At 74.9% G+C, this 21,552-nt stretch carries 19 protein-coding genes; 8 read left to right on the top strand and 11 right to left on the bottom strand.

Translation table 11 applies throughout. The features are described from left to right. Window positions 1-26: 26 nt before the first annotated feature. From I601_RS06035 to I601_RS06020, 4 genes are all read right to left on the bottom strand, one after another. Window positions 27-878 (bottom strand): ABC transporter permease, encoded by an 852-nt coding sequence (locus I601_RS06035; RefSeq protein WP_084527242.1) that lies wholly within the window; start codon window positions 876-878, stop codon window positions 27-29. After that, window positions 875-1,864 carry an ATP-binding cassette domain-containing protein gene (locus tag I601_RS06030; protein ID WP_237089565.1) on the bottom strand — a complete coding sequence of 330 codons (990 nt, stop codon included), beginning with the start codon at window positions 1,862-1,864 and terminating at the stop codon, window positions 875-877. Before I601_RS06030 ends, I601_RS06035 begins: the two co-directional genes overlap by 4 nt. A 95-nt stretch (window positions 1,865-1,959) precedes the next feature. Continuing rightward, window positions 1,960-2,883, bottom strand: a complete 924-nt coding sequence (locus I601_RS06025) for a sigma factor-like helix-turn-helix DNA-binding protein (protein ID WP_084527240.1) — start codon at window positions 2,881-2,883, stop codon at window positions 1,960-1,962. A gap of 25 nt (window positions 2,884-2,908) precedes the next feature. Further along, a complete protein-coding gene (locus I601_RS06020; RefSeq protein ID WP_237089564.1) occupies window positions 2,909-4,210 on the bottom strand; it encodes an MFS transporter in 1,302 nt (433 codons plus the stop codon). A gap of 123 nt (window positions 4,211-4,333) precedes the next feature. On the opposite strand from I601_RS06020, the gene I601_RS06015 reads away from it, so the two are divergent. From I601_RS06015 to I601_RS06000, 4 genes are read left to right on the top strand one after another with little or no spacing between them, the layout of a single operon-like run. Continuing rightward, window positions 4,334-5,233: an ABC transporter ATP-binding protein gene (locus I601_RS06015; protein WP_237089563.1), complete on the top strand. Its 900-nt coding sequence runs from the start codon at window positions 4,334-4,336 to the stop codon at window positions 5,231-5,233. Then, window positions 5,230-6,045, top strand: coding sequence for an ABC transporter ATP-binding protein (locus I601_RS06010; protein WP_068107393.1), 816 nt, complete (start codon window positions 5,230-5,232; stop codon window positions 6,043-6,045). The genes I601_RS06015 and I601_RS06010 overlap by 4 nt, the downstream gene beginning before the upstream one ends. Then, complete coding sequence (locus tag I601_RS06005) at window positions 6,042-8,363, top strand: FtsX-like permease family protein (protein WP_068107391.1); 2,322 nt, start codon at window positions 6,042-6,044, stop codon at window positions 8,361-8,363. Before I601_RS06010 ends, I601_RS06005 begins: the two co-directional genes overlap by 4 nt. Further along, window positions 8,360-11,416, top strand: coding sequence for an FtsX-like permease family protein (locus I601_RS06000; protein WP_068107388.1), 3,057 nt, complete (start codon window positions 8,360-8,362; stop codon window positions 11,414-11,416). The genes I601_RS06005 and I601_RS06000 overlap by 4 nt, the downstream gene beginning before the upstream one ends. A 6-nt stretch (window positions 11,417-11,422) precedes the next feature. Here I601_RS06000 and zwf read toward each other — a convergent pair whose 3' ends face one another. Beyond that, a complete protein-coding gene (gene zwf, locus I601_RS05995) occupies window positions 11,423-12,865 on the bottom strand; it encodes a glucose-6-phosphate dehydrogenase (protein WP_237089562.1) in 1,443 nt (480 codons plus the stop codon). Between the two features lie 153 nt (window positions 12,866-13,018). Here zwf and I601_RS05990 point away from each other — a divergent pair, with 153 nt between their 5' ends. After that, window positions 13,019-13,303, top strand: coding sequence for a hypothetical protein (locus I601_RS05990; RefSeq protein WP_068107386.1), 285 nt, complete (start codon window positions 13,019-13,021; stop codon window positions 13,301-13,303). Between the two features lie 11 nt (window positions 13,304-13,314). Continuing rightward, a complete protein-coding gene (locus tag I601_RS05985) occupies window positions 13,315-13,827 on the top strand; it encodes a DUF427 domain-containing protein (protein WP_068107384.1) in 513 nt (170 codons plus the stop codon). 11 nt (window positions 13,828-13,838) lie between these two features. On the opposite strand, the gene I601_RS05980 is transcribed toward I601_RS05985, so the two are convergent. The 3 genes from I601_RS05980 to I601_RS05970 all read right to left on the bottom strand — a co-directional run bounded on the left by I601_RS05980 (window position 13,839) and on the right by I601_RS05970 (window position 17,111). After that, a complete protein-coding gene (locus I601_RS05980; RefSeq protein ID WP_068107382.1) occupies window positions 13,839-14,810 on the bottom strand; it encodes a glycoside hydrolase family 6 protein in 972 nt (323 codons plus the stop codon). A 70-nt stretch (window positions 14,811-14,880) separates the two neighbouring features. Further along, entirely contained in the window at window positions 14,881-15,729 is an 849-nt protein-coding gene (locus I601_RS05975; RefSeq protein ID WP_068107380.1) for an SDR family oxidoreductase, read from the bottom strand. Next, window positions 15,726-17,111: a cytochrome P450 gene (locus I601_RS05970; RefSeq protein WP_068107379.1), complete on the bottom strand. Its 1,386-nt coding sequence runs from the start codon at window positions 17,109-17,111 to the stop codon at window positions 15,726-15,728. Before I601_RS05970 ends, I601_RS05975 begins: the two co-directional genes overlap by 4 nt. 100 nt (window positions 17,112-17,211) lie before the next feature. Between I601_RS05970 and I601_RS05965 the strand changes: the two genes are divergently transcribed. After that, window positions 17,212-17,829, top strand: coding sequence for a TetR/AcrR family transcriptional regulator (locus I601_RS05965; RefSeq protein ID WP_068107377.1), 618 nt, complete (start codon window positions 17,212-17,214; stop codon window positions 17,827-17,829). Window positions 17,830-18,010: 181 nt separating this feature from the next. After that, complete coding sequence (locus I601_RS05960; protein WP_068107375.1) at window positions 18,011-18,610, top strand: hypothetical protein; 600 nt, start codon at window positions 18,011-18,013, stop codon at window positions 18,608-18,610. On the opposite strand, the gene I601_RS05955 is transcribed toward I601_RS05960, so the two are convergent. The 3 genes from I601_RS05955 to I601_RS05945 form a co-directional block, all read right to left on the bottom strand. Beyond that, window positions 18,588-19,799: an MFS transporter gene (locus I601_RS05955; protein WP_218917757.1), complete on the bottom strand. Its 1,212-nt coding sequence runs from the start codon at window positions 19,797-19,799 to the stop codon at window positions 18,588-18,590. The genes I601_RS05960 and I601_RS05955 overlap by 23 nt on opposite strands. A gap of 41 nt (window positions 19,800-19,840) precedes the next feature. Continuing rightward, complete coding sequence (locus tag I601_RS05950) at window positions 19,841-20,764, bottom strand: GNAT family N-acetyltransferase (RefSeq protein WP_068107374.1); 924 nt, start codon at window positions 20,762-20,764, stop codon at window positions 19,841-19,843. A 71-nt stretch (window positions 20,765-20,835) separates the two neighbouring features. After that, on the bottom strand, window positions 20,836-21,501 hold the full coding sequence (locus I601_RS05945; RefSeq protein ID WP_084527230.1) for a YceI family protein: 666 nt from the start codon (window positions 21,499-21,501) through the stop codon (window positions 20,836-20,838). Window positions 21,502-21,552: the final 51 nt, after the last annotated feature.

The raw sequence follows: 21,552 nt of genomic DNA, 5'->3' as shown, positions 1-21,552 counted from the left end.
CGACTCGGCGAGATATCCGGGCCGGGTCAGGAGGAGGCGCGGGCGAACTGGCGGGTGGAGAGCGGCACGAAGACCAGCAGGATCAGCACCACCCAGAGCAAGGTGTAGAGCGCCGGGTGCTGCATCGACCAGGCGTCGGGCAGCGGGGTGGAGGGGTCGATGTTGCCGAACAGCTCGCGGCTGGCCTGGGTCAGCGCCGAGACCGGGTTCCACAGCACGAACTGGCGCAGCACGCCGTCGAAGGAGCTCAGCGGCACGAAGGCGTTCGAGACGAACGTCAGCGGCATGATGACGATGAACGAGGCGTTGTTGATGACCTCGACCGAGGGCACCAGCAGCCCGACGTAGGCCATCACCCAGCTGATCGCGTAGGCGAAGACCAGCAGCAGCGCGAAGCCGAGCAGTGCGTCGAAGGCGCCCTCGCGGATGCGCCACCCGACCAGCAGCCCGGTCAGCGCCATGATGATCAACGACAGCACGTTGTAGACGACGTCGGAGGTCGTGCGGCCCACGAGCACCGCGGATCGCGACATCGGCAGCGAGCGGAACCGGTCGATGATGCCCTTCTGCATGTCCTCGGCCAGGCCGGCGCCGGTGAACGTGGCACCGAAGACGACGGTCTGGGCGAAGATGCCGCCGATGAGGAACTCGCGGTAGCTGACCGCGCCCTCGGGATCGATCGCCCCGCCGAAGACGAACGCGAAGAGCAGCACGAACATGATCGGGCTGATCAGCACGAAGATCAGCACCTCGGGGACGCGCTTGATCTTGATGAGGTTGCGCTTCGCCACGATCCAGCCGTCGCTGAGTGCGCGCACCGTCCCGTGGGGGCGGGCGACGACCGGGGTGGGCTCGGGGATCCGGCTGGTGGTGCTCATCGGGTGGCCTCCTGGGTCGCGGTGAGGGCCTCGGACGGCTCGTCGGTGGGGTCCTTCTCGGCCGCGTGGCCGGTCAGGGTGAGGAACACGTCGTCGAGGGTGGGGCGTCGCAGCCCGATGTCCAGGACCGCGAGCCCCTGCGTCTCGAGGCCCTCCAGGACCCGGCGCAGCGCGCCCACCCCGCCGTCGACGGCGGCGGTCAGCTCGCGTCCGTTCTCGGCGACGCCGACCTCGCCGATCGCGACGTCGCCCAGCAGCCGGGTGGCGGCCTCCCGGTCGGAGGCGTGGGCCAGGACGAGCTCGACGCGCTCGCCGCCGGTCTGCGACTTCAGCTCGTCGGCCGTGCCGCGGGCGATCGCGCGGCCGTGGTCGATGACGATGATCTCGTCGGCGAGCCGGTCGGCCTCCTCCAGGTACTGGGTGGTGAGCAGCAGGGTGGCCCCGTCGCTGACCAGCTCGCGGATGACGTCCCACATCTGCACCCGGCCGTGGGGGTCCAGCCCGGTCGTGGGCTCGTCCAGGACCAGCACCGGCGGCGCGGCCACCAGCGAGCCGGCCAGGTCGAGACGACGCCGCATCCCGCCGGAGTAGGTCTTGGAGGGCCGGTCGCCGGCGTCGACGAGGTCGAAGCGCTCGAGGAGCTCGCGGGCCCGCTCGCGGGAGCGGGTGCGACCCAGGCCGTAGAGCCGGCCCACCATCTCGAGGTTCTCGTAGCCGGTCAGGTGCTCGTCGACCGCGGCGTACTGCCCCGACAGCCCGATCCGGGCGCGGACGCCGTCGGGGTCGGCCGCCACGTCGACGCCGGCCACGTGGGCGGTGCCCTCGTCGGCCTTGAGCAGCGTGGTCAGCACCCGCACCGCGGTGGTCTTGCCGGCCCCGTTGGGCCCGAGCAGGGCCAGCACCCGCCCCTCCGGGACGGCGAGGTCGAGCCCCGCGAGGGCCACCACGTCCTTGTACCTCTTGACCAGGCCGGTCGCGGAGATCATGTCCACCATCTGCTGTCCTCTCGTCGGCACCGCGCCGGGTGCCTCTCGACCTTGCAGCCTAGAGACCGGCGCCGACAACCGGATTCATCGCCGGCTCAGGCGCGGGGGTCCAGCGGGGCGAGGTCGAGCAGCGGGAGGATCCCGGGGTCGGCGACCAGGTCGATCTCGAGGACCAGTCGGTCCTCGACGGTGAACCCGACGACCATCCGCTCCGCCTGGTCCTCGCGCCACACCGCGGCGGCGTACCCGTCGAGGAGCGCGGGGCGCAGGTCGGCGACGTGCTCGGCGAGGTGCGCGGCGACGGCGGGTGCACCCTCCACGATCGCCTCGGCGCCGAGCCCGATCGCGGCACCGTCGGCCCGCAGCCGCACCTCCGGGTGCAGCGGGGCGGCCATCGCGGCGGGGTCGTCCCCGCGAGCGGCCTCGACGAAGGCCCGGACGACGTCGAGCTGGCGGGCCCGGGCTCCGGCGGCCGCGCCGGCGGCCTCGTCGTCGCTGCCCGCCTGGACCGCGCACCGACCCCGGATCGCCAGCTCGCGGGCCGCCACCGGGGTGCGCCCGAGGGCACCGGCGACGTCCTCGAAGTGCCAGTCGTAGAGGTCGTGCAGCACGAAGGCGACCCGTTCGGCCGGCGCCAGCCGCTCGAGCGCGGCCAGCAGGTCGGGGTCGACGGCCTCGCGCAGCGCGGCGGCGTCGGCCTCCTGGAACGGGTCGACGGGCTCCTGGGGCTCGCTCAGCGGCACCGCGACCGCCTCGTCGTCGGGCGCGGGCGCGTGGTCGTGGACCGGCGACCGGAGCCGCTGCAGGCTCAGGCGGGCGACCACGATGCTCAACCAGGTGCGCTCGTCGAGCACGCTGCCCGGCGCGGCGCCCTGGCGGCGCTGCCAGGCCTCGGCCACGACCCGGTCGGCCTCACCCGGTGAGCCGAGCATCCGGTAGGCCAGCGAGCGCAGGTGGGCGCCGAGCTCGTCGACGTCGATGTCGGGATCGAGCAGAGGGGCGTCACTGACCGCGTTCACGCGCTCATCATCCTCCACGCCCGCATCATCCCTCACGCACCGCCGCCGTGGGAGGGGTGCGGGTGATGCGGTAGCGCACGAACGACGGCACCACCAGCGCGGCGACCACGGTGCCGACCACGACCAGCACTCCGCCCCCGGCCGCGGCCGCGCCGGCGCCGACGCTCGCGGCGGTGGCGCCGTGCAGGACGTCGGCGACCCGCGGCCCGCCGGCGACCACGACGATGAAGACGCCCTGGAGGCGACCGCGCATCGCGTCGGTGGCGGCGCTCTGGAGCATCGAGGTGCGGAAGGCCGCCGAGACCATGTCGGCGGCCCCGCCGACCACCAGCATCAGCAGCGCGAGGAGCAGCATCGGCGTGCGCCACTGCTCGGCGAGCACCACGGCCAGTCCGAAGCCGGCCATCGCGGCGCCCCAGACGAGGATGCACAGCACCACCGCGAGGCCCTGGCGCGAGATCCGCGAGACCCAGCCGCTGAAGACGCCGCCGAGCACGGCCCCCGCGGGGATCGCCGCGAAGAGCAGGGCGAAGACCAGCCCGCCCTCACCGGGCCCGTCGAAGTCGACGGCCGCGATCTCGGGGAAGAGCGCCCGCGGCATCCCGAAGACCATGGCGATGAGATCGACGACGAACGACATCAGCAGCACCGGCTGGGAGCGCAGGTAGGTGAAGCCGTCGATGACCGCCCGCACGCCCGGGACCTGGGTGGCCGCTCCCTCGACGGCCAGCGCCGGCAGCCGCAGCACCGCGCCCAGGGTGGCGAAGAGGGTCAGCGTGTCGACGGCGTAGAGCCAGGCGAAGCCCGTGAACGGGATCAGGACGCCGGCGACCAGCGGCCCGGCGATCGCGCCGGCCTGGAAGACCGTCATGTTGAGCGAGTTCGCCGCCGGGAGCAGGTCGGGGGCCAGCAGCTTGGGCAGCACCGCGCTGCGGGTCGGTTGGTTGACCGCGAAGAAGGCTTGCTGGAGGGCGAAGAGGCACAGCAGCAGCCACACGTTCGTGGACCCGGCGAAGGCCTGCACCGCGAACAGCGCACTGGTCGCGATCAGCCCGACGGTGGTGACCCGCAGGATGCTGCGGCGGTCGAAGACGTCGGCGAGCGCGCCGCCGTACAGGCCGAAGACGACGAGGGGCACGAGCCCGAAGAGCCCGGTCAGCCCGACGTACGCCGACGAGCCGGTGTCGGCGTAGATCTGCGCCGGCACCGCCACGACGGTCAGCTGGGCGCCGACGACGGTGACGATGTTGGCCACCCACAGCCGACGGAAGTGGTCGTTGCGCAGGGGCCGGGTGTCGGCCAGCAACCCCCGCATCCGCTCTCCCACGAGGGCAGAAGGTACGCCCCGGCGTGAACCCCAGGAGTCACAGGTCCTTAACGAAGCGCCGGCGGTGTTGCGCCACCCGCCGACGGTGGGGTCTGCTGTCCCGCGGAGATGGGGAGGTCCCAGGTGACGGTGCTCGAACCCGGTGTGGACATCGGGGAGCCGACCCACCCCGGAGGTATCGGGGTGCGGTGCACCGGGGTGGTGCACCTCTACCGCACCTTCGAGGGCCACGACGTCGTCGCGCTGCAGGGCGTCGACCTCGCGGTGCGCCCCGGGGAGCGGGTGGCGTTCCTCGGTCCCTCCGGCTCCGGCAAGTCGACGCTGCTGACGCTGCTGGGCGGCATCCAGAAGCCCAGCGCCGGCCGGATCTTCCTCGGCGAGCACGAGATCTCTCGGCTGCCCGAGCCCCAGCTCGCACGACTGCGCTCGCGCCGGGTCAGCACCATGCTGCAGGGCGCCACCCGCAACCTGCTGTCCTACGCGACCGCCCGCCAGAACGTCGCGTTCGCCCGGCTCGCGCTGACCTCGGCCGAGCGCAGGCAGGCGGTGCCGGAGACCGCGCTGCTGGCCCGGGTCGGGCTCGAGAGCGTGGCCGACCAGGTCGTCGCCACCATGTCGGGCGGCCAGCGCCAGCGCCTCGCCCTGGCCTGCGCGGTCTCGACCTCGCCGCAGCTGCTGCTCGCCGACGAGCCCACCAGCCAGCTCTCCCACGAGGACCGCGACGCGGTGATCGGGCTGGTCCACGACCTCGGCGACGAGCTCGGCACCACCATCATCGTGGTGACCCACCAGCCCGAGGTGGCGGCGACGTTCCCCCGCACGGTGACCATGAAGGGCGGGCGCGTGGGCCTGGAGGGCCGCGACGGCGCCGAGTACGTCGTCATCGGCGCCGAGGGTGTCGTGCACCTGCCCTCGCACCTGGCCGGCCAGTGGCCGCAGGGCACGCTGGTGCGCATCGAGCCGGAGCCCCAGGACGGCCGCGACCGCCTCGTCGTCTCCCGGCCCCCCGAGGAGGGCGGATGAGCGACGTCCACGTGCGCGGCGTGCGCTACGAGGTGGACCGCCCGCTGCTCGAGGACATCGACCTGGTCCTGCGCGCCGGTGAGCTGACCGCGCTGTCCGGGCCCAGCGGCTCGGGCAAGACCACGCTGCTCTCGATCGTCGGCGGGCTGCTCCGGCCCAGCGCCGGTGAGGTGACGTACGACGGCGCGCCCACCTGGCGCGGCACGGGCGACCCGCGGCCCGAGGTCGCGTTCGTGCTCCAGGTCTACGGACTGGTCCCGATCCTGTCGGCGAGCGAGAACGTGTCGGTGGCGCTGCGGGCCCGCGGCGTCGCACCGGCCGAGGCCGACGCGCAGGCGCACGAAGCGCTGGCCCGCTTCCACATCGGTGACCTCGCCGACCGCCAGGTGGAGGAGCTCTCGGGCGGTCAGATGCAGCGCGTGGCGCTGGCCCGCGGGCTGTGCGTGGGTGCCGGGGTGCTGCTCGCCGACGAACCGACCAGCGAGCTCGACGAGGGCAACCGGGCCCTGGTCCTCGCCGAGCTGCGTCGCGAGGCCGACCGTGGGGCCGTGGTGGTCGTGGCCACCCACGACCCGGCGGTGGTCGAGGCCTGCGACCGCCACCACTCCCTCGACGACGGCAGGTTGGTCGACCACACCGAGCCGGTGCACCTGCCCGGGCACCCGGTGGAGCCCGCGCCGAGTCCCCAGGAGGCCTCCCAGGAGTCCCTGCCCGGCGAGCCGCCGGTCGAGCCGCTCGGGCCGGTCGTCCCGGCGCGGCCTGCGGGGGCCGTCGACGACTCCGCCTTCCGGCGCCCGCCGGACGGCCGGTGAGGCGCGACCTGGCCCGGACCCTGCGCGGTGCCTGGTCGCGACGCGGCACCCTGCTGCCGCTGCTGCTGCTCACGACCGTGGTGGTCGCCGGAGTGGTCGCCGTGCTGGGCTTCTCCGAGTCCGCCGGCACCTCCGGCGCACTGGCGGTGCCGCTGCTGGTCGTCGCGCTCGTCGCGGTGCCCGCCACGGGCAGCGAGCTCGCGAGGGCGCGCCGGGGGGAGATCGCGCTGGCCCGGCTGCGGGGCCTCGACGGTGGCGCGCTCTTCGTCCTGATGGCGCTCGAGCCGCTCGTGGTGCTCGTGCTCGGCGGCCTGCTCGGGGGCGGGCTCGGCCTGGTCGTCGCCCACGTCACCGCGCGCGCCTGGCTCAGCGACCCCGGACCCCTGGTCGGTGCGGACGCGCTCGTCGCCGCGCTGCTGGTGGTGCTGGTGGCGCTCGGGGCGCTGATGGTCGGGATGACCGCGGCGCTGCGCGAACCGCTGGCCGACCAGGTGACGACGACCGCGAGGCCGCGTCGTACGTCGGTCGCGGCGGCGTTCGCCCAGGTGCTGGTGGTCGTGGGTGCGGCGGTCGCGGTCTACCGCAGCTCCGTGGGCCCCGACCCGCGGACGGGCGCCGCGACCGGTCGCCCCGACCTCGTGGTGCTCGCCGGTCCCGCCCTCCTCGGTCTCGCCGCGGGCGCCGCGGCGCTGTGGGTGCTGCGGGCCCTCGCGCGGGTGTGGGTGCGCCGACGCGGGCACCGCGCGGGACTGGCCGGGTTCCTCGCCGCCCGACGGCTCGACCGGGTCGCCGGGGCCGCCGGGTCGGTGCGGGTGCTCGTGGCCGCCGCGGTCGTCGCCGGGGTCGCGCTCACCGCCGCCACGCAGGTCGAGCGGTGGACCGACCAGACCGCCCGCCTGGTCGCCGGCGCCCCGCTGCGCATCGACCTCGAGACCGACGCCGAGGGCGCCCTGGCGCTGACCCGGCGCCTCGACCCCGACGGCACCGACCTGATGGCGGCCGTGCTGGTGCCCGGCGAGGGCAGCGTGGCCGCCCGGCGCGCCTTCCTCGACCTGGCCCGCTTCGACGCCGTGCTGGGCGACTTCTACGACGACACCGCCGCGGCCGCGGTCGGGTCGGTGGTCGACGAGCTCGTCGCCGAGCAGACGGCCGCCTCCGGCCCCGTCGAGGGCGAGGAGCTGGTCGCCACGGTGCGCGGCGTGAGCCGCCGCCTCAAGGGCCGGATGCGGCCCCAGGTGGTGGCCACCCTGCGGGCTGCCGACGGCGCGTCCCGGCAGGTCCGGCTCCGCCTCGAGATCGACCTCGACGGCGGCTCCGACACGGTGGCGGTGCCCGTCGACTGCGCGGCGGGCTGCACGCCGGTGGCGCTCACCCTGCAGCGGCTCCCGGGCGACAGCGCGCTGCCGTGGACCCTCGACTCGCTCGTGCTCGGTGGCTCCGACCTCCTCGAGCGCGGCTGGTCGCCCGCCGCGGAGACCCGCGGCGACCGCCCCGGCGGACCGGTCCCGGTCGCGGGTGGTCTGCTGGCGCTCACCTCGAGCACCCCGCTGGTCGCCGTGCCGACCCCCGACACGTCGTCGGTGCCGGTCCTGGCCACCCGCACCGCGACCTGGGAGGGTGCGCCGGTGCTCGACTCGCCGGGCGGGGCCGACCTGGCCGCCGACGTCGTGGCCCGGACGCCCGGCCTGCCGCTGGTGCAGGGCGACGGGGTGCTGGCCGACCTGCCGCGGGCGGTGCAGGGCTCCCCGCCGACCGTCCCCCTGGCCCAGGTGATGGTCCTGGCGCGCGCGGACGCGCCCGCCGCCGTCCTCGACGCGGTGCTCGAGGAGACCGGCGGCGAGCTGCGCAGCCTGGAGGACGTGCGCGCCGCGGTGAGCGACGACACCGGCGCGGCGCAGGCCCGGGTCTACCTGCTGATGGCCGGCTTCTCGCTCCTCGTCGCGCTCCTCGTGCTGAGCACCGCCGTCGCCCGCGAGCGGCCCGCGTGGCTGCGCGACATGGCTGCGCTGCGCGTGGTCGGCCTCGACGTACGCCGCCTCCGCGGGGCCGGCCGCCTCGAGGTCGCCGGGCTCTGCGTGGTCTCGGTCGTCGCCGCCGTGCTCGGCTCCGCGGCCGCGGTGCTGTGGCTGCTGGGCGACCTGACGCTCGTCGAGGTCCCGACCCATGCCGTGCCCCTGCGCACCTCGGTCGACCCGTGGCCGGTGCTGGGTCTCGGGGCGGGCGTCGCCGTCGCCGTGGCGCTCGTCGTGGGCCGCGGTCGCCGACCCAGCCGGGAACGTTCCCGGCCCGCGATCCTGCGCGAGGAGGCCCAGCGATGAGGACGCTCCTCGCGACGGTGCTGCGCGGCCTGCGTGCACGCCTGCTGCTCTCGGTGGGCTCCGTGCTGCTCACCGCCCTGGCCGTCGGCTCGGCGGTGCTCGGCCCGGTCTTCCAGGACGCGGTGACGAACTCCTACCTCGTCACCCGGCTCGCCGACGCCCCGAACAACCTCACCGGCCTGAGCTGGGCCTACCGGCCGCCCGGCGGCACCGACCCGGCCGCGGCCGCGGCGGAGGCCACCGAGCTGGCGCAGGAGGCCGGGTCCGGTGCGGGCGACACCTACGTGGCGCCGCAGACCTTCCTGCGCTCCGACGAGACAGCGGGCCTGGGCGGGCTGGTGCGGCTGGCGGCCAAGGAGGGCTACTGCGACCACCTCGAGATCGAGGGCCGCTGCCCGAGCGCTCCCGGTGAGGTGCTGATGCTGGCCGGCGACGGCGAGCTGACCGACCTCGGCCCCGGCTCGACCCTCGACGTGGAGGGCACCGGACGGCTGGAGGTCGTCGGGCTCTACACCGTGCCCGGGCCCGAACGCCCGGATGAGGCGGACTGGTGGTTCGACCTGTCCCGCTTCTCCTCCCGCACGCCGACCCCGCCGCCGAGCAGCCAGCCCTACCGCCCGGCGCCGCTGCTGACCGGCTACGACACCTTCTCCGAGCGGCTCGTCGGGGTGGGCTACGACGTCCTCGTCGACCGCCGCCTCGAGCCGCCCGCCGACCTCGACATCGCCGGGCTCGACCGGGTGCGAGCGGTGGCCGCCGCCCAGGAGGACCTCGAGGTCCAGGTGGACAGCGGGAGCTTCGAGTCCCGTTCGATCAACGACATCGACGGGGTGGCCGCCGAGGTCCGGGCCCAGCAGGCCACCGCCCGCAGCTCGGTCTCCCCGGCGGTGCTCTCGCTGGTCCTGGTCGCGCTCGCGCTGCTCCTGCGGCTGCTCACCGCCGCCGCGGACCTGCGGCTGCCCGAGCTGGCGCTGGCGTCCCTGCGCGGTCTGCCCCGTCACCGGATGTGGGCGCTGGGTCTCTCCGAGCCGCTGGTCCTGCTCGCCCTCGCGGTGCCCCTCGGGGGAGCGCTGGGCCTGGGCGGCTCGTGGCTGCTCGTCGAGTCGTGGCTGGTGCCCGGGCTGCCGCTGCCGCTGCCGTGGACCTCGCTCGTGCTGGGTCTGGGGGTCGGCCTCGCAGCGGCGCTGGTCGCCGTCGTCGCGATCGGGCTGGTGCTGCGCGTCGACCTCGCCGAGCAGCTGACCGGCGTACGCCGACCCACGCGCGCACGACGGGGCGCCGTCGTCGCCCAGCTCGTCCTCGTGGGCGCCACCCTCCTGGTGCTGCTCAGCAAGCTGTCGGCCGGGAAGCCGGGCGAGCCGGACGTGACCGACCTGGTGCTGCCGGTGCTGCTGGCCGTCGTCGCGGGGCTGGCCGGGGCGCGCGGGACCGCCGCGCTCGCCGGCTGGTGGACCCGGCGCGGGCCCCGCAGCCGTTCGCTGCCGACCTTCGTGGCGGCGCGGACGCTGAGCCGGCGCCGCGAGGGCACCCTGGTGATCCTGCCGGTGACCGCCGCGATCGCCATCTGCGTCTTCGGGGCCGGCATCTACGACTCGGCGTCGCAGTGGCGGGCCAGCGTCGCGGCGACCCGGGCGCCCGCCGCGGTCGTGTGGGCCTCCGACCTGCCGCTGAGCCGCACCGTGGCGCTGAGCCGGGCCGCCGACCCCGACGGCCGCTGGCTGATGGCCGCGGGCACCCTGTCGAGCACCGGGCCGGTCTTCACCGTCGCCGACACCGCCCGGTTGACGCGGGTCGCGCAGTGGTCGGGCCAGTGGACCCCCGGCACGTCGACCGACGAGATCGCCGGGCTGCTGCGCCCGCGCGCTCCCGCGCCGGTCCTCACCGGGCGCCGGCTCACCGTCGACGTCGACCACCGGGCCCGCACCGGCGACGAGCTGACGCTGCGGCTGCGGCTGGTGAGCGCGCAGGGCGACGTCGGGTTCGCCTACCTCGGCCCGGCGCCGCCGGGGCGCACCACGCTCGTGGCCGACGTCCGGGCCTGCCGGGAGGGGTGCCGGCTCGAGGGACTGACGATCGGTGGTCCGGCCGCGTTGAAGACCACCGTCGAGGGCACGATCACCCTCGCCGACCTGCGCATGGACGGCGAGCCCGTCGACGCGATCACCGGCGCCGGCTGGGACGTGGCGCCGGACGCCTCGGCCCCCGACGCGATCACCTCCGTCGAGGTCGAGGCCGGCGAGCTGCGCATCGAGGCCGCGGCCGACGAGCCCGCGATCCTCCAGCTCACCACCGGGGACCTGCCCGAGGCGCTGCCGGTGGTGCGCGGGGCCGAGGCCCGCACCGAGCCCGATCCCAACGCCTTCTCGACCAGCTCGCCGCTGACGTTCGCCGTCGACCCCGTCGTCGAGGCGGGCAGCGTCCCGCTGCTCGGCCCGCGGGGGCTGCTCATCGACTACGACATGATCAGCGCCGATCGCGAGGTCTACGACCAGGACTCCTCCGAGGTCGTGGTGCTGGCGCGCGCCGACACCCCGGCGGCGGTCAGCGCCGAGCTGCGCGCGGCCGGGCTGTCGGTCGACCGCACGTACGCCGACGTGCGTGCCGGGCTCGACGGCGAGGCCTACGCGCTCGCGCTGCGGCTCTACGCCGTCGTGGCGGCGCTGGTGCTGGTGATGGCGGTCGCCGCGCTGGCCGTCAGCACCGCGGTGCAGCTGCCCTCGCGGCGCCGGGACGCCGCCTCGCTGCGCGTCGTGGGGGTCTCGCGGCGCGAGGTGATGTCGGCGGTGGTGCGCGAGCTGGCGGTGGTGCTGGGCAGCACGGCCGTCGCAGGGCTGGCCGCCGGCGCGCTGGCGCAGTACGTCGTCCTGCGCACCGTGACCCTCGGCTACGCCGAGACGCTCTCCACGCCCGCGCTGGTCGCTGCGGTGGACCCGCTGCGGCTCGCGCTGCTGGCGCTGGTGACCGCGGTGCTCTTCGGGGCGGTCGCGCTGGCCAGCGCGGTGCTCACCGTCCGCGGCGCGCGGGGTGCGACCCTGCGCGAGAACGCCCGCTGAGCCCGCTCAGCGGCCCAGGTGCCAGCTGCCCAGCGGCAGGTCGAGCGCGTCCTGCGGCCCCCACGACCCCTGCTCGTAGGACTGCACCGGCGGCGGGTCGTCGAGCAGCGGCTGGACGACCTGCCAGATCCGGTCCACCTCGTCGGCGCGGGTGAAGAGCGTGCGCTCTCCGCGCAGCACGTCGAGCAGCAGCCGCTCGTAGGCCTCCAGGGGGTCGCCCTCCTCGACGTCCTCGGCGAAGTCGAGGCTCATCGTGGCCTTGACCAGGTCCATGTCGGGGCCGGGCTTCTTGGCCTGCAGCTCCACGTGCACCTGCGGCTGGTCGGTCAGCTCGAGCACCAGCTCGTTGCACGCCACCGAGCCGTTGAAGATCTCGGTGTGCGGGGTGCGGAAGCGCAGCGTGATGGTGCGCCGTCCCTGCGCCATCGCCTTGCCGGTGCGCAGGTAGAACGGCACGTCGCGCCAGCGGTCGTTGTCGACCCAGGCCTCGAGGGCCACGAACGTCTCCACCTCGGAGTCGCCGTCGACGTCCTCGTCGTCGCGGTAGCCCTCGAACTGCCCGAACACCGCGCGCGCGGGGTCGAGGGGACGCATCGCCGCGAACACCGCGGCCTTGGCGTCGCGCAGCTCGTCGGCGTCGAAGCGGCAGGCCTCCTCCAGGGCCACGAACCCCAGCAGCTGCGCCAGGTGCGTGGAGATCATGTCGCGCAGCGCACCGGTCGACTCGTAGAAGCTGCCGCGGCCCTCGAGCCCCAGGTCCTCGGGCACGTCGATCTGGACCGACTCGATGTGGCGGTGGTTCCACGCCGGCTCGAACAGCCCGTTGGCGAAGCGCAGCGCCAGGATGTTCTGCACCGCCTCCTTGCCCAGGAAGTGGTCGATGCGGAAGACCTGCTCCTCGTCGGCGACCTCCTTGAGAGCCGCGTCGAGGTCGCGGGAGGACCGCAGGTCGAGCCCGAACGGCTTCTCGACCACCAGGCGCGCCCGCTCGGTGAGATCCTCGCGCCCCAGCATCGCGATCATCCCGGCCATCGCCCCGGGGGGCACCGAGAGGTAGACGAGGCGGCGTACGTCCTCGGTGCCGGCGGCGTCGGAGCCCGCGGTGCAGGACTCCTCGGCCGCGCGGACGGCGGCCGCGAGGTCGGCGCCGTCGTCGGCGTCGGAGGTGCAGAACGACACCCGCTCCAGCAGCGCGTCGGCCACCTGGGCGTCCAGGTCGTCGACCGTGGCCTCGAGACCCTCGCGCACCTGCTGGCGGAACTCGTCGTCGGTGCCGGGGGAGTGCCGGCCGCTGCCGATGACGGCGTACCGCTCGGGCAGCCGGCCCTGTGCGGCGAGGCGGTAGAGGCCGGGGAAGAGCTTGCGCGCCGCCAGGTCTCCGGTGGCGCCGAAGAGCACCATCACGTGCGGGGCGAGCTCCTCGGTGGGGGAGGACTGGCTCTGGGGCACGACGGGCCTCTCGACGGTGCGGACGGGACCCCCATGCCTACCGCGTCCGCACCCTCGCCCGGCCATCCCTACGGGTGGTGCGCGCGGTGGCACGGTCCCCCAAAAACGGGACGGGGACCGTCCTCACCCCTTGTGACCTGGCAGGGTGTCCACATGACACTCGACACGCAGGGCGCGACGGCGGCCATCGAGGAGTACTTCGGCAGCGACGTGCTGGTCGACGAGCCCACCTGGGCGGGCGTGCTCATCGACCAGGCTCCGCAGACGTACCAGAGCGCGGAGGACCTGCGCGACGCGCTCGGCCTCATGCACCTGCGGGCCGAGGCCGACGGCCCGCCGGCTCCCCAGCCCGATGAGAGCAAGCCCGATGAAAGCCGGCCCGATGAGAGCCGGCCCGCCGAGACCCAGTCGACCGAGCCCGTCGCCGACGGGGCCTGAGCCCCGGCTGCGTGCGTCCACGACCCGAGAAGGCCGGACCCGGCCAGGAGTCCGTGTGGGACTACCCGCGCCCGCCGGACCTGCAGGAGTCCACCGAGAGCGTCGAGGTCGAGCTCGGTGGTCTCGTGGTGGCGCGCACGACCCGTTCGTGGCGGGTCCTCGAGACCAGTCACCCGCCGACCTACTACCTGCCGCGCACGGCGTTCCTCGACGGGGCGCTGCGCCCGGCTGAGGGATCGTCGGCGTGCGAGTGGAAGGGCCGGGCGTCGTACTTCGACGTCGTCGGCGGAGCCGGCCCCGACGGCCGACCGGTGGTCGCGGAGCGGGCCGCGTGGACCTACCCCGCACCGACGCCGAGGTTCGCGGCGCTGGCCGACGCCGTGGCGGTGAGCCCGGCGGCGATGGGTGCCTGCCGGGTCGACGGCGAGGTCGTCGTCGCCCAGGAGGGCGGCTTCTACGGCGGCTGGATCACGAGTCGGGTGGTCGGCCCGTTCAAGGGCGTCCCGGGCAGCTGGGGCTGGTAGCCCCTCACGCGTCAGCAGCCGCCGGGGCCGTCGTTGCCCAGCAGCCGGTCGGCGAGCAGGTCGCACCACTGGCCCGAGGCCGGTCCGCCGTTGACCGGGCCGTCGGACTCGCCCGGGTGCTTGACCCAGAGGGTTCCGTCGAAGCGGCCCTGGAAGCGCAGTCGCGGCGCCTTGCCCAGCCGCGCCCACGTGGGGTTGATGACGTCGCCGTCGACGGGGCGGCGCGCCCCGTTGCGCGAGGTGTCCACGACGTACTTGACCCCCTTCACGCCGTCCTGGCGCAGCTGGCGCAGCAGCAGCTCCGCATACGCCTTCTCCGCGCCGAGGCGCCGGAAGTTGGACACGTTGGTGCTGATGCCGCGACCCAGGCCGACCCCGGCCGTCCTCAGCAGCCGGGCGCGGTCGGCGTACGGCGTCCAGCCGGAGTGGCCGGCGTCGAGGTAGACCCACGCGCCGGCCGCGCTCAGCCGGCGTACGGCGTTGCGCAGCAGCCGCAGTCGCTTCCGCCCGTTGGTGCACTCGCTGTGGCCGTAGAAGCCGATGGCGTCGGGCTCCAGGACCAGGATCGGCTTGCTGCCCCGGATGCCGGCCGCCACCTCCGCGACCCAGGCCTGGTAGGCGGCGGCGCCGGGCAGGCCGCCGGAGGAGTGCTGGCCGCAGTCCCGGTCGGGGATGGCGTAGACGACCAGCATCGGGGTCTTGCCGGCCTCCGCGGCGCGCGAGGTGTAGGCCCGCACGACGTCGGCGACCTGCTCGCGCGGGTAGTACTCGTTCGAGAGCCACAGCGCCTGCGGGCGCCGGGCGATGTCGACGTACGCCGCGCCCTCCTGAGCCGCGGGCATCTTCGGGTCGACGAAGAGACCGAGCTCCCTGCGTGGGTCGCGCTCGACCCGCGGGGGCGCGCCGGCCTGCGACGGGACGCTCGTGAGCGCCAGCCCGGCGACGGCCAGGAGCGCGACGAGCCGGGAACGGGGGCGGGCCACGGCTCGATCCTAGGTTCCTCCTGCCCCGCCCGGGCGGTTTGCGCCGACTCGGCGCGACATCTGCGCCGGGTCACCGGGCGGCGCGGTCCTCGTAGGCGGCCCGGGCGCGGGTGTCGACGTCGGTGAGGCTGGAGTCGGCGTGCATCAGGTGGCTGAGCAGGTCGCGGGCGCGGCGCGGCAGGGCGTTGCTGGTGTGGAAGATCGCCTTGGCGTAGCCGGGCACCCAGGTCTCGAAGCGGGGCTCGCGGGCGACACCGAGGATCGCCTCGCCCACCTGCTCGGGCGTGCAGGGCCTCATGCCGCGCGCGGGCGACACCCCGGCACCGAGCTCGGTGGCCACCACGGTGGGCAGGACGCAGGAGACGTCGATGCCCAGGGGCGCCAGCTCGCCGACCATGGCCTCGGAGAAGCCGACCACCCCGAACTTCGAGGCGGAGTAGACCGCGCCACCGGCCATCCCCACCCGGCCGACGGCCGAGGCGACGTTGATGACGTGGCCGCGCCCGTGCGCCGCCATCGACGGCAGCACCAGCCGGGTGCCGGTGATGACCGCGCGCAGGTTGACGTCGAGCACGCGGTCGATCGACTCCTCGCTCTGCTCGCCCAGCGGGCCCAGCGGCATGATGCCGGCGTTGTTCACCAGCACCTCCACGGGACCGTGCTCCCCGGCACGCTCGAGGAACGCGGCGAAGGAGGCGCGGTCGGTGACGTCGAGGGCGTGGCCGTGGGCGCGGTGGGTCCCTCCGACGGCGCGGGCCGCCCGAGCCGCCACGTCCGCGTCGAGGTCCCCGACGACCACCCGGGCGCCCGCGTCCGCGAAGCGTCCGGCCGTGGCGAGGCCGATGCCCCGGCCGCCGCCGGTGATGACGACGACCTTGCCGCGCAGGTCGCGCTGGCGGTCGGTGCGGGTGCGGTTCATGGGTTCTCCTGGCTGTCGAGGGAGCGGGGGTCGAGGGGGCGGAGGTCGAGCGGCTGGCCGTCGGTGGGGAAGGGCAGGGACCGGTGGTCCAGCGGTGGGCGGTAGCCGGGGTCGACGTCCCAGGTGCACCGGCGCAGGAGGTGGTGCATCACGGTGGTGACCTCGATGCCGGCGAAGGCCATGCCCAGGCACTTGTGCACGCCGGCGCCGAAGGGCATCCACGCGTGCCGGTGCGAGCGGTCCTCGCGGCGCTCCGGCCCGAAGCGCTCCGGGTCGAACCGCTCGGGGTCGCTCCAGTGCTCGGCCATCAGGTGGCTGAAGCCGGGGGCCACGGCCACGAAGCGGCCGGCGGGGATGCGGGTGCCGAGCACCTCGGTGTCCTTCACGGTGCGGCGTACGACGAGTGGCACGGGGGCGCGCAACCGCAGGCACTCGCGCATCACCAGGTCGAGCGAGGTCAGGCCCTCGAGCTCGGCGAGCGTGGGGTCGGGACCCAGGGCCAGCGACTCGGCGCGGCAGCGCTCCTGCCACTCGGGGTGCTTGCCCAGCATCTCCGTCATGGTCGTCAGCGTGCTGGTGGAGGTGTCGTGGGCGGCCATCATCAGGAAGATCATGTGGTCCACGACGGCCTGGTCGCCGAACCGCTGCCCGTCGTCGTCCTCGAGCAGGCACAGCTGGGAGAGCAGGTCGTCGCCCGGCGCGGCGCGGCGTGCGGGCAGGTAGCCGTGCAGGAACTCCTCGAGCCGGCGCCGGCCGCGGGTGGCGCGCCACCAGCGGGTGCCCGGGACCGGTCGGCGCACCAGTGCTGAGGCGGCCTGCACGCAGTCGATGAACGCCCGGTTGACCCGGTCCATCTCCTCGGGCGAGGTGAGCTCGGCGCCGCCCATGAAGATCTGGGCGGCGAGGTCGAGGGTCAGCGCCTTCAGGGCCGGGTGGGCGCGGAAGGCGGGGTCGGGCGTCCAGGCGGCGACGCCGGCGCGGGCCGCCGGCTGCAGGCTGCGGCTGTAGCCCTCCAGCCGGTCGCGGGTGAAGGCCTGCTGGAGGATCCGGCGGTGCAGCCTGTGCTCCTCGAAGTCGAGCAGCATCAGCCCGCGCCGGAAGAAGGGCCCGACGAGGTATGTCCAGGCGGGTGCGTTGGCGAACGCCTTGTCTCCGTTGGTCAGGGCCGCGCCGCAGGCGTCGGGGCCCAGGAGCAGCACCCACGGGTGCCCGAGCAGCGGCAGCGGGGAGACCGGACCGTGCTCGCTCCACTGCCGCTCGAAGAGGGCCTGGGGGTCGCGGACGTAGTCGAGGGTGCGCCCGACCACCGGGAGACCCCGCGCGCGTCGGGTCAGCGGGGGCAGCTCGCGGACGGGGGGAGAGGCAGCCATCTGATCAGCCATGGGTGCAGCGTCATTCAGACAGGACGTCCTGTCAATACCGGGGTGGGGACACCCTGGAGGGAGGCGGAGCGCGTCGGGGCGCTCGTGGCACCATGCGCTCATGGCTGTCAAAGCAGGGCGCTACCGCGGGCAGAGCGCCCAGGAGCGCATCGCCGCGCGCCGGGAGCAGCTCGTCGCCGCTGCCCTCGAGGTCTGGGGCCGCACCGACGGACCGCCCGTCACGATGACCCGCATCTGCGCCGAGGCCGGGCTGACCGAGCGCTACTTCTACGAGCAGTTCGCCAACCTCGACGAGGCGCTGCTGGCCGTGCTGGCCGGCATCACCGAGGAGATCCGCACCGTCGTCGACGCCGCGATCAACGACACCGAGGGCGGGCCCGCCGAGCGGGTGCGGGCCGCCGTGGCCGCCTTCGTCGCCGTCATCACCGACGACCCGCGCAAGGGCCGGGTGGCGATCCTGCTGGGCGCCTCGCGCCCGACCCTCGCCGCGCCGCGCAACGCGATGCTGCGCGGCTTCGGTGCGTACGCCGCCTCCGAGGCGGCCGCGCTCTACGGCTCCGACGCGCTCCAGGGCCGCGACGGCGAGCTCGCCGGGCTGATGTTCATCGGGGGCCTGGAGAAGCTGGTCGGCGCCTGGCTCGACGGCTCGATCACCGCCGGCCCCGACGACATCGTCGACGCCGCCACCCGCGCGTTCGAGCGGTTGGGCCACGCCTGAGCGCTTCCTGGGGTGCCGGGCCCGGGAGCGGTGAGCCAGCAACCGTTGTCGGACCGACCCAGGTTGCCAGCTCACCGCTGGGCACCGGCGCGGTCGGCAGCGGTGAGCCAGCAACCACCTTGGCCCCGGTTCCGGTTGCCAGCCCACCGCTGGGGGTGGTGGCGCCGCCTAGGCTCGCGGCATGCGTCAGCGCTTCCACGGCCGGATCGCCGGCGTCGGCAGCACCTCGGGGGTGCGGGTCGTCGTCGGGCGCTGGGACCGCACCCCGTGGGGGCCGTTCTCCGACGCGATGGTGGCGCTGCCCTCGGGCCACCGCCTGTTGCTGGCCCCGACCCAGCGGGTCGCCGACTTCATCGCGCGCACCTACACCTTCGACGAGGTGCGGGTGGAGGAGTTCGCGACCACCGGGCCGCCGACCGCGTGGTCGGTGCGCGCCGACTCCCTCGAGCTCGACCTCGACGTCGGCGGGCGTACGCCGCTGGGCCGGCTGCTGGGCCTGGTGCCCGACCCGGTGGCCACCGCGCCGGCCTTCTGCGCCGCGATCGACCCGGTCGCCCGGGTCGTGATGCGGGGCGTGCGCACCCGGGGGTCGGCCGGCCACGGGCGCCGCGAGTGGTACGGCGCCACCGACCACCACGCCGTGACCGCGGTCCGCGGCCGGCTCGAGGGCCGCGACCTCGGTGCCCTGGCGCCGGTGCACCCGGCCCCCGACTTCGGGTTCTCCTCGACCCCGCGACGCCCGTCGGTGACCTCGGTGGTCACGACGGTCGAGGTGCCGTGATCCGGCCCAGGCGCAGCATCGCGAGCGCGCCCAGTGCGGGACCGGGCGCCAGCAGCCAGAACGCCCAGCGCCACCCGATCTCGTCGGCGAGCAGCGGCAGCAGCTGGATGGTCACCACCGACAACGTGAAGCCCACCGCGGTCTGCACGCTCAGCGCGGTCCCGACGTAGCGCTGGTCGGCGGTCTCGCTCAGCGCGGTCGAGAAGACGCCCGAGTCGGCGATCACCGAGGCGCCCCACACCAGCAGGAACACCACGAGGAGCACCGGGCCCGCCGACCAGAGCAGCGGCGCCAGCAGACAGCAGGCGGCACTGGTGGCCATCGCGGCCACAGCGGCGCGCGAGCGGCCGTAGCGGTCGGCCGCCCAGCCGCCCAGGAGGCTGCCCACGAGTCCGGCGGCGCCGACGGTGCCGAACGTCACCGCGCTCACCCCGGCGCCCGACAGCTCCCACGCCGGCTGGCGCACCAGGAACGCCGGCAGCCAGGTCCACAGCGCGTAGAGCTCCCACATGTGCCCGAAGTAGCCCAGGTTGGCCAGGCGGGGTGCCGGCTCGCGCAGTCCCGCGAGGGCGTGCCGGGCCCGCGGGCGCTGACCGGGCGCCAGCAACGGACCCGGGCGCAGCACGGTCCACGCGACCACGCCGGCGACCAGGGTCAGGGCCGAGGCGGTGAGCATCACCGCGCGCCAGGGCAGCGGGCCCGCGGCGCTGATCAGGTGCGGCAGGGCCGAGCCCAGGGTCAGGGCGCCGATGAGCACCCCGAAGGCGCGGCCACGGTCGACGGGCAGCGACCACGACGCCATCAGCTTCATCCCGACCGGGTAGATCCCGGCCAGGAAGACGCCGGTCAGGAAGCGCAGCGGCAGGGCAGCGCCCAGGCGGTCGGCGGCCACCGCGAGGAGCGCCGTGGAGGCTGCGGCCCCGAGCGCGCACAGCGCCACCAGGCGCTGCGGGGGCATCCGGTCCGGCAGGTTGAGCACGCTCGAGGTCAGCGCGCCGACGACGAAGCCGACCTGCACCGCCCCGGTCAGCCACACCACCGAGGTGTCGCCGAGTCCCCACTCGCGGCGCAGGGTGGGCGCGATCGCGGTGGCGGAGAACCACACGGCGAGCCCGAGCACCTGGATGAGCGCGACCAGGGAGCGCTGGAGACCCGCTCCGCGCAGGTCCGGGCTCGTGGTGCTCGGCACGGACCCACCTTCGCAGACCGTGCGGTCGCCGGCACCCTGGCTCAGAGGTCGACGGCGCGGTGGACCCACGTCGAGGACACCACCATGCCCACGTGCTCGTAGAGCCCCAGCGCGCCGGTGCGCGAGTCGGTGGACAGGTAGCAGCGCCGGGCGCCGTGCGCGCGGGCCAGGGCGAAGGCGTCGGTGAGCATCGCGGCGGCCAGCCCGCGGCCGCGACGGTCGCGCCGCACACCGATCTTGGCGACGTAGCCGCCCCCACCGGACAGGTGCACGTGCGTGGCGCCGACCAGGGCCCCGGACTCGTCGTGCACCAGGCGCAGCTGCCACGGCGCGTAGCCCTCGCGGTCCCAGATCCGGGCGCCGAAGTCGTCGAACGGCTGCCGCGGGCGCTCGGCCCACTCGAGGAAGCAGTCCTCGAGCAGGGTCCAGGCGGGCTCGTGGTCGGCGGGCTCGGCGTCGCGCAGGGTGTGCCCGGGCGCCAGGGGCGCCGCCGGCATCGTCGTCCCGGCGGGCAGCTCCAGGTCCCAGGCGGTCCAGCGCAACCGATAGCCCTGCGCCTGCATGAACCTGTCGGCGGCGCTGCCCTGCGGCACCTGGCTGCCGATCCGGGTCGCCCCGGCCTCGCGGGCCCGCTGCTGGACCCAGGCGGCCAGCCAGGTCCCGATGCCGCGGCCCTGGTACGCCGGGTGCACGCCGGCGTAGGCGACGTCGTCCCCCGTGTGGTCGACGTACGCGACCAGCCGGTCGCCGGCCGCCGGGTCGAGGACGGCCCGGGTGCTGGTGCTGAGGTCGTAGCTGGGGCGGCACCAGTCCTCGCGGACCTCCTCGACGCTCATCTCGGCGGCGCCGAGGTCGACGAGCTCCTCGGCCCGGATCACCTCCGTGACGGACGGTGCGTCGGCGAGCCGCAGGGGCCGGGTGGTCAGCCCGTCGGGCAGCGACGGGACGCAGGCGCTCGTGCTCATGAGTCGATGATGACCCAAGGACACCGCCGCCGGCACCCGGTTTGTCCCGGGGCCGGCGGCGAGGAGTGGGCTCAGGCGTCGCGGATCGCCGAGACGTCGAAGTCGAGCTTGATCTTCTCGGAGACGAGCACACCGCCGGTCTCGAGCGCCGCGTTCCAGATCAGGCCCCAGTCCTTGCGGTTGATGGTGGTGCCGCCCTCGAAGCCGATGCGCAGGTTGCCGAACGGGTCCTTCGCCGAGCCGGTCGACTCGAACTCGAGGGTGACCGGGCGGGCGACGCCCTTGATGCTGAGGTCGCCGGTGATGGTCCAGTCCGACCCGTCGCGGCTCACGTCGGTGGACACGAAAGTGATCTCCGGGTTCTCCACGGCGTCGAAGAAGTCGGCCGAGACCAGGTGGCCGTCCCGGTCCGCGCTGCCGGTGTCGATCGAGGCGGTCGCGATGCTCAGGCGGACCGAGGAGGCCGCCGGGTTCGCGGTGTCGACGTGGGCGGTGCCGGACCACTCGGAGAACTGGCCGCGGACGGTGGTGACCATCGCGTGCCGGGCGCTGAAGCCGAGGCGGCTGTGGCTCGCGTCGATCGTGTAGTCGCCGGAGATGTCGTCGAGCGCCGCGGTGGGAGCGTCGAACGTGGCGGTCGCGGTCGTCGCGGTCGTCGCGGTCGTCGCGGTCGTCGCGGGGGTCGCCTGGACGGCGGTGCGGGCGGCGGGGGCGGTGGTCTTGCGGAAGAAGGCCATGAGGAAGCTCCTGGGAGATAGTGGGTGAAGATTCAACCATCTCAAGCGGGG

The sequence above is a fragment of the Nocardioides dokdonensis FR1436 genome (assembly GCF_001653335.1).
Taxonomy (GTDB): domain Bacteria; phylum Actinomycetota; class Actinomycetes; order Propionibacteriales; family Nocardioidaceae; genus Nocardioides; species Nocardioides dokdonensis.
This window is presented reverse-complemented; position numbering and strand designations above follow the sequence as displayed.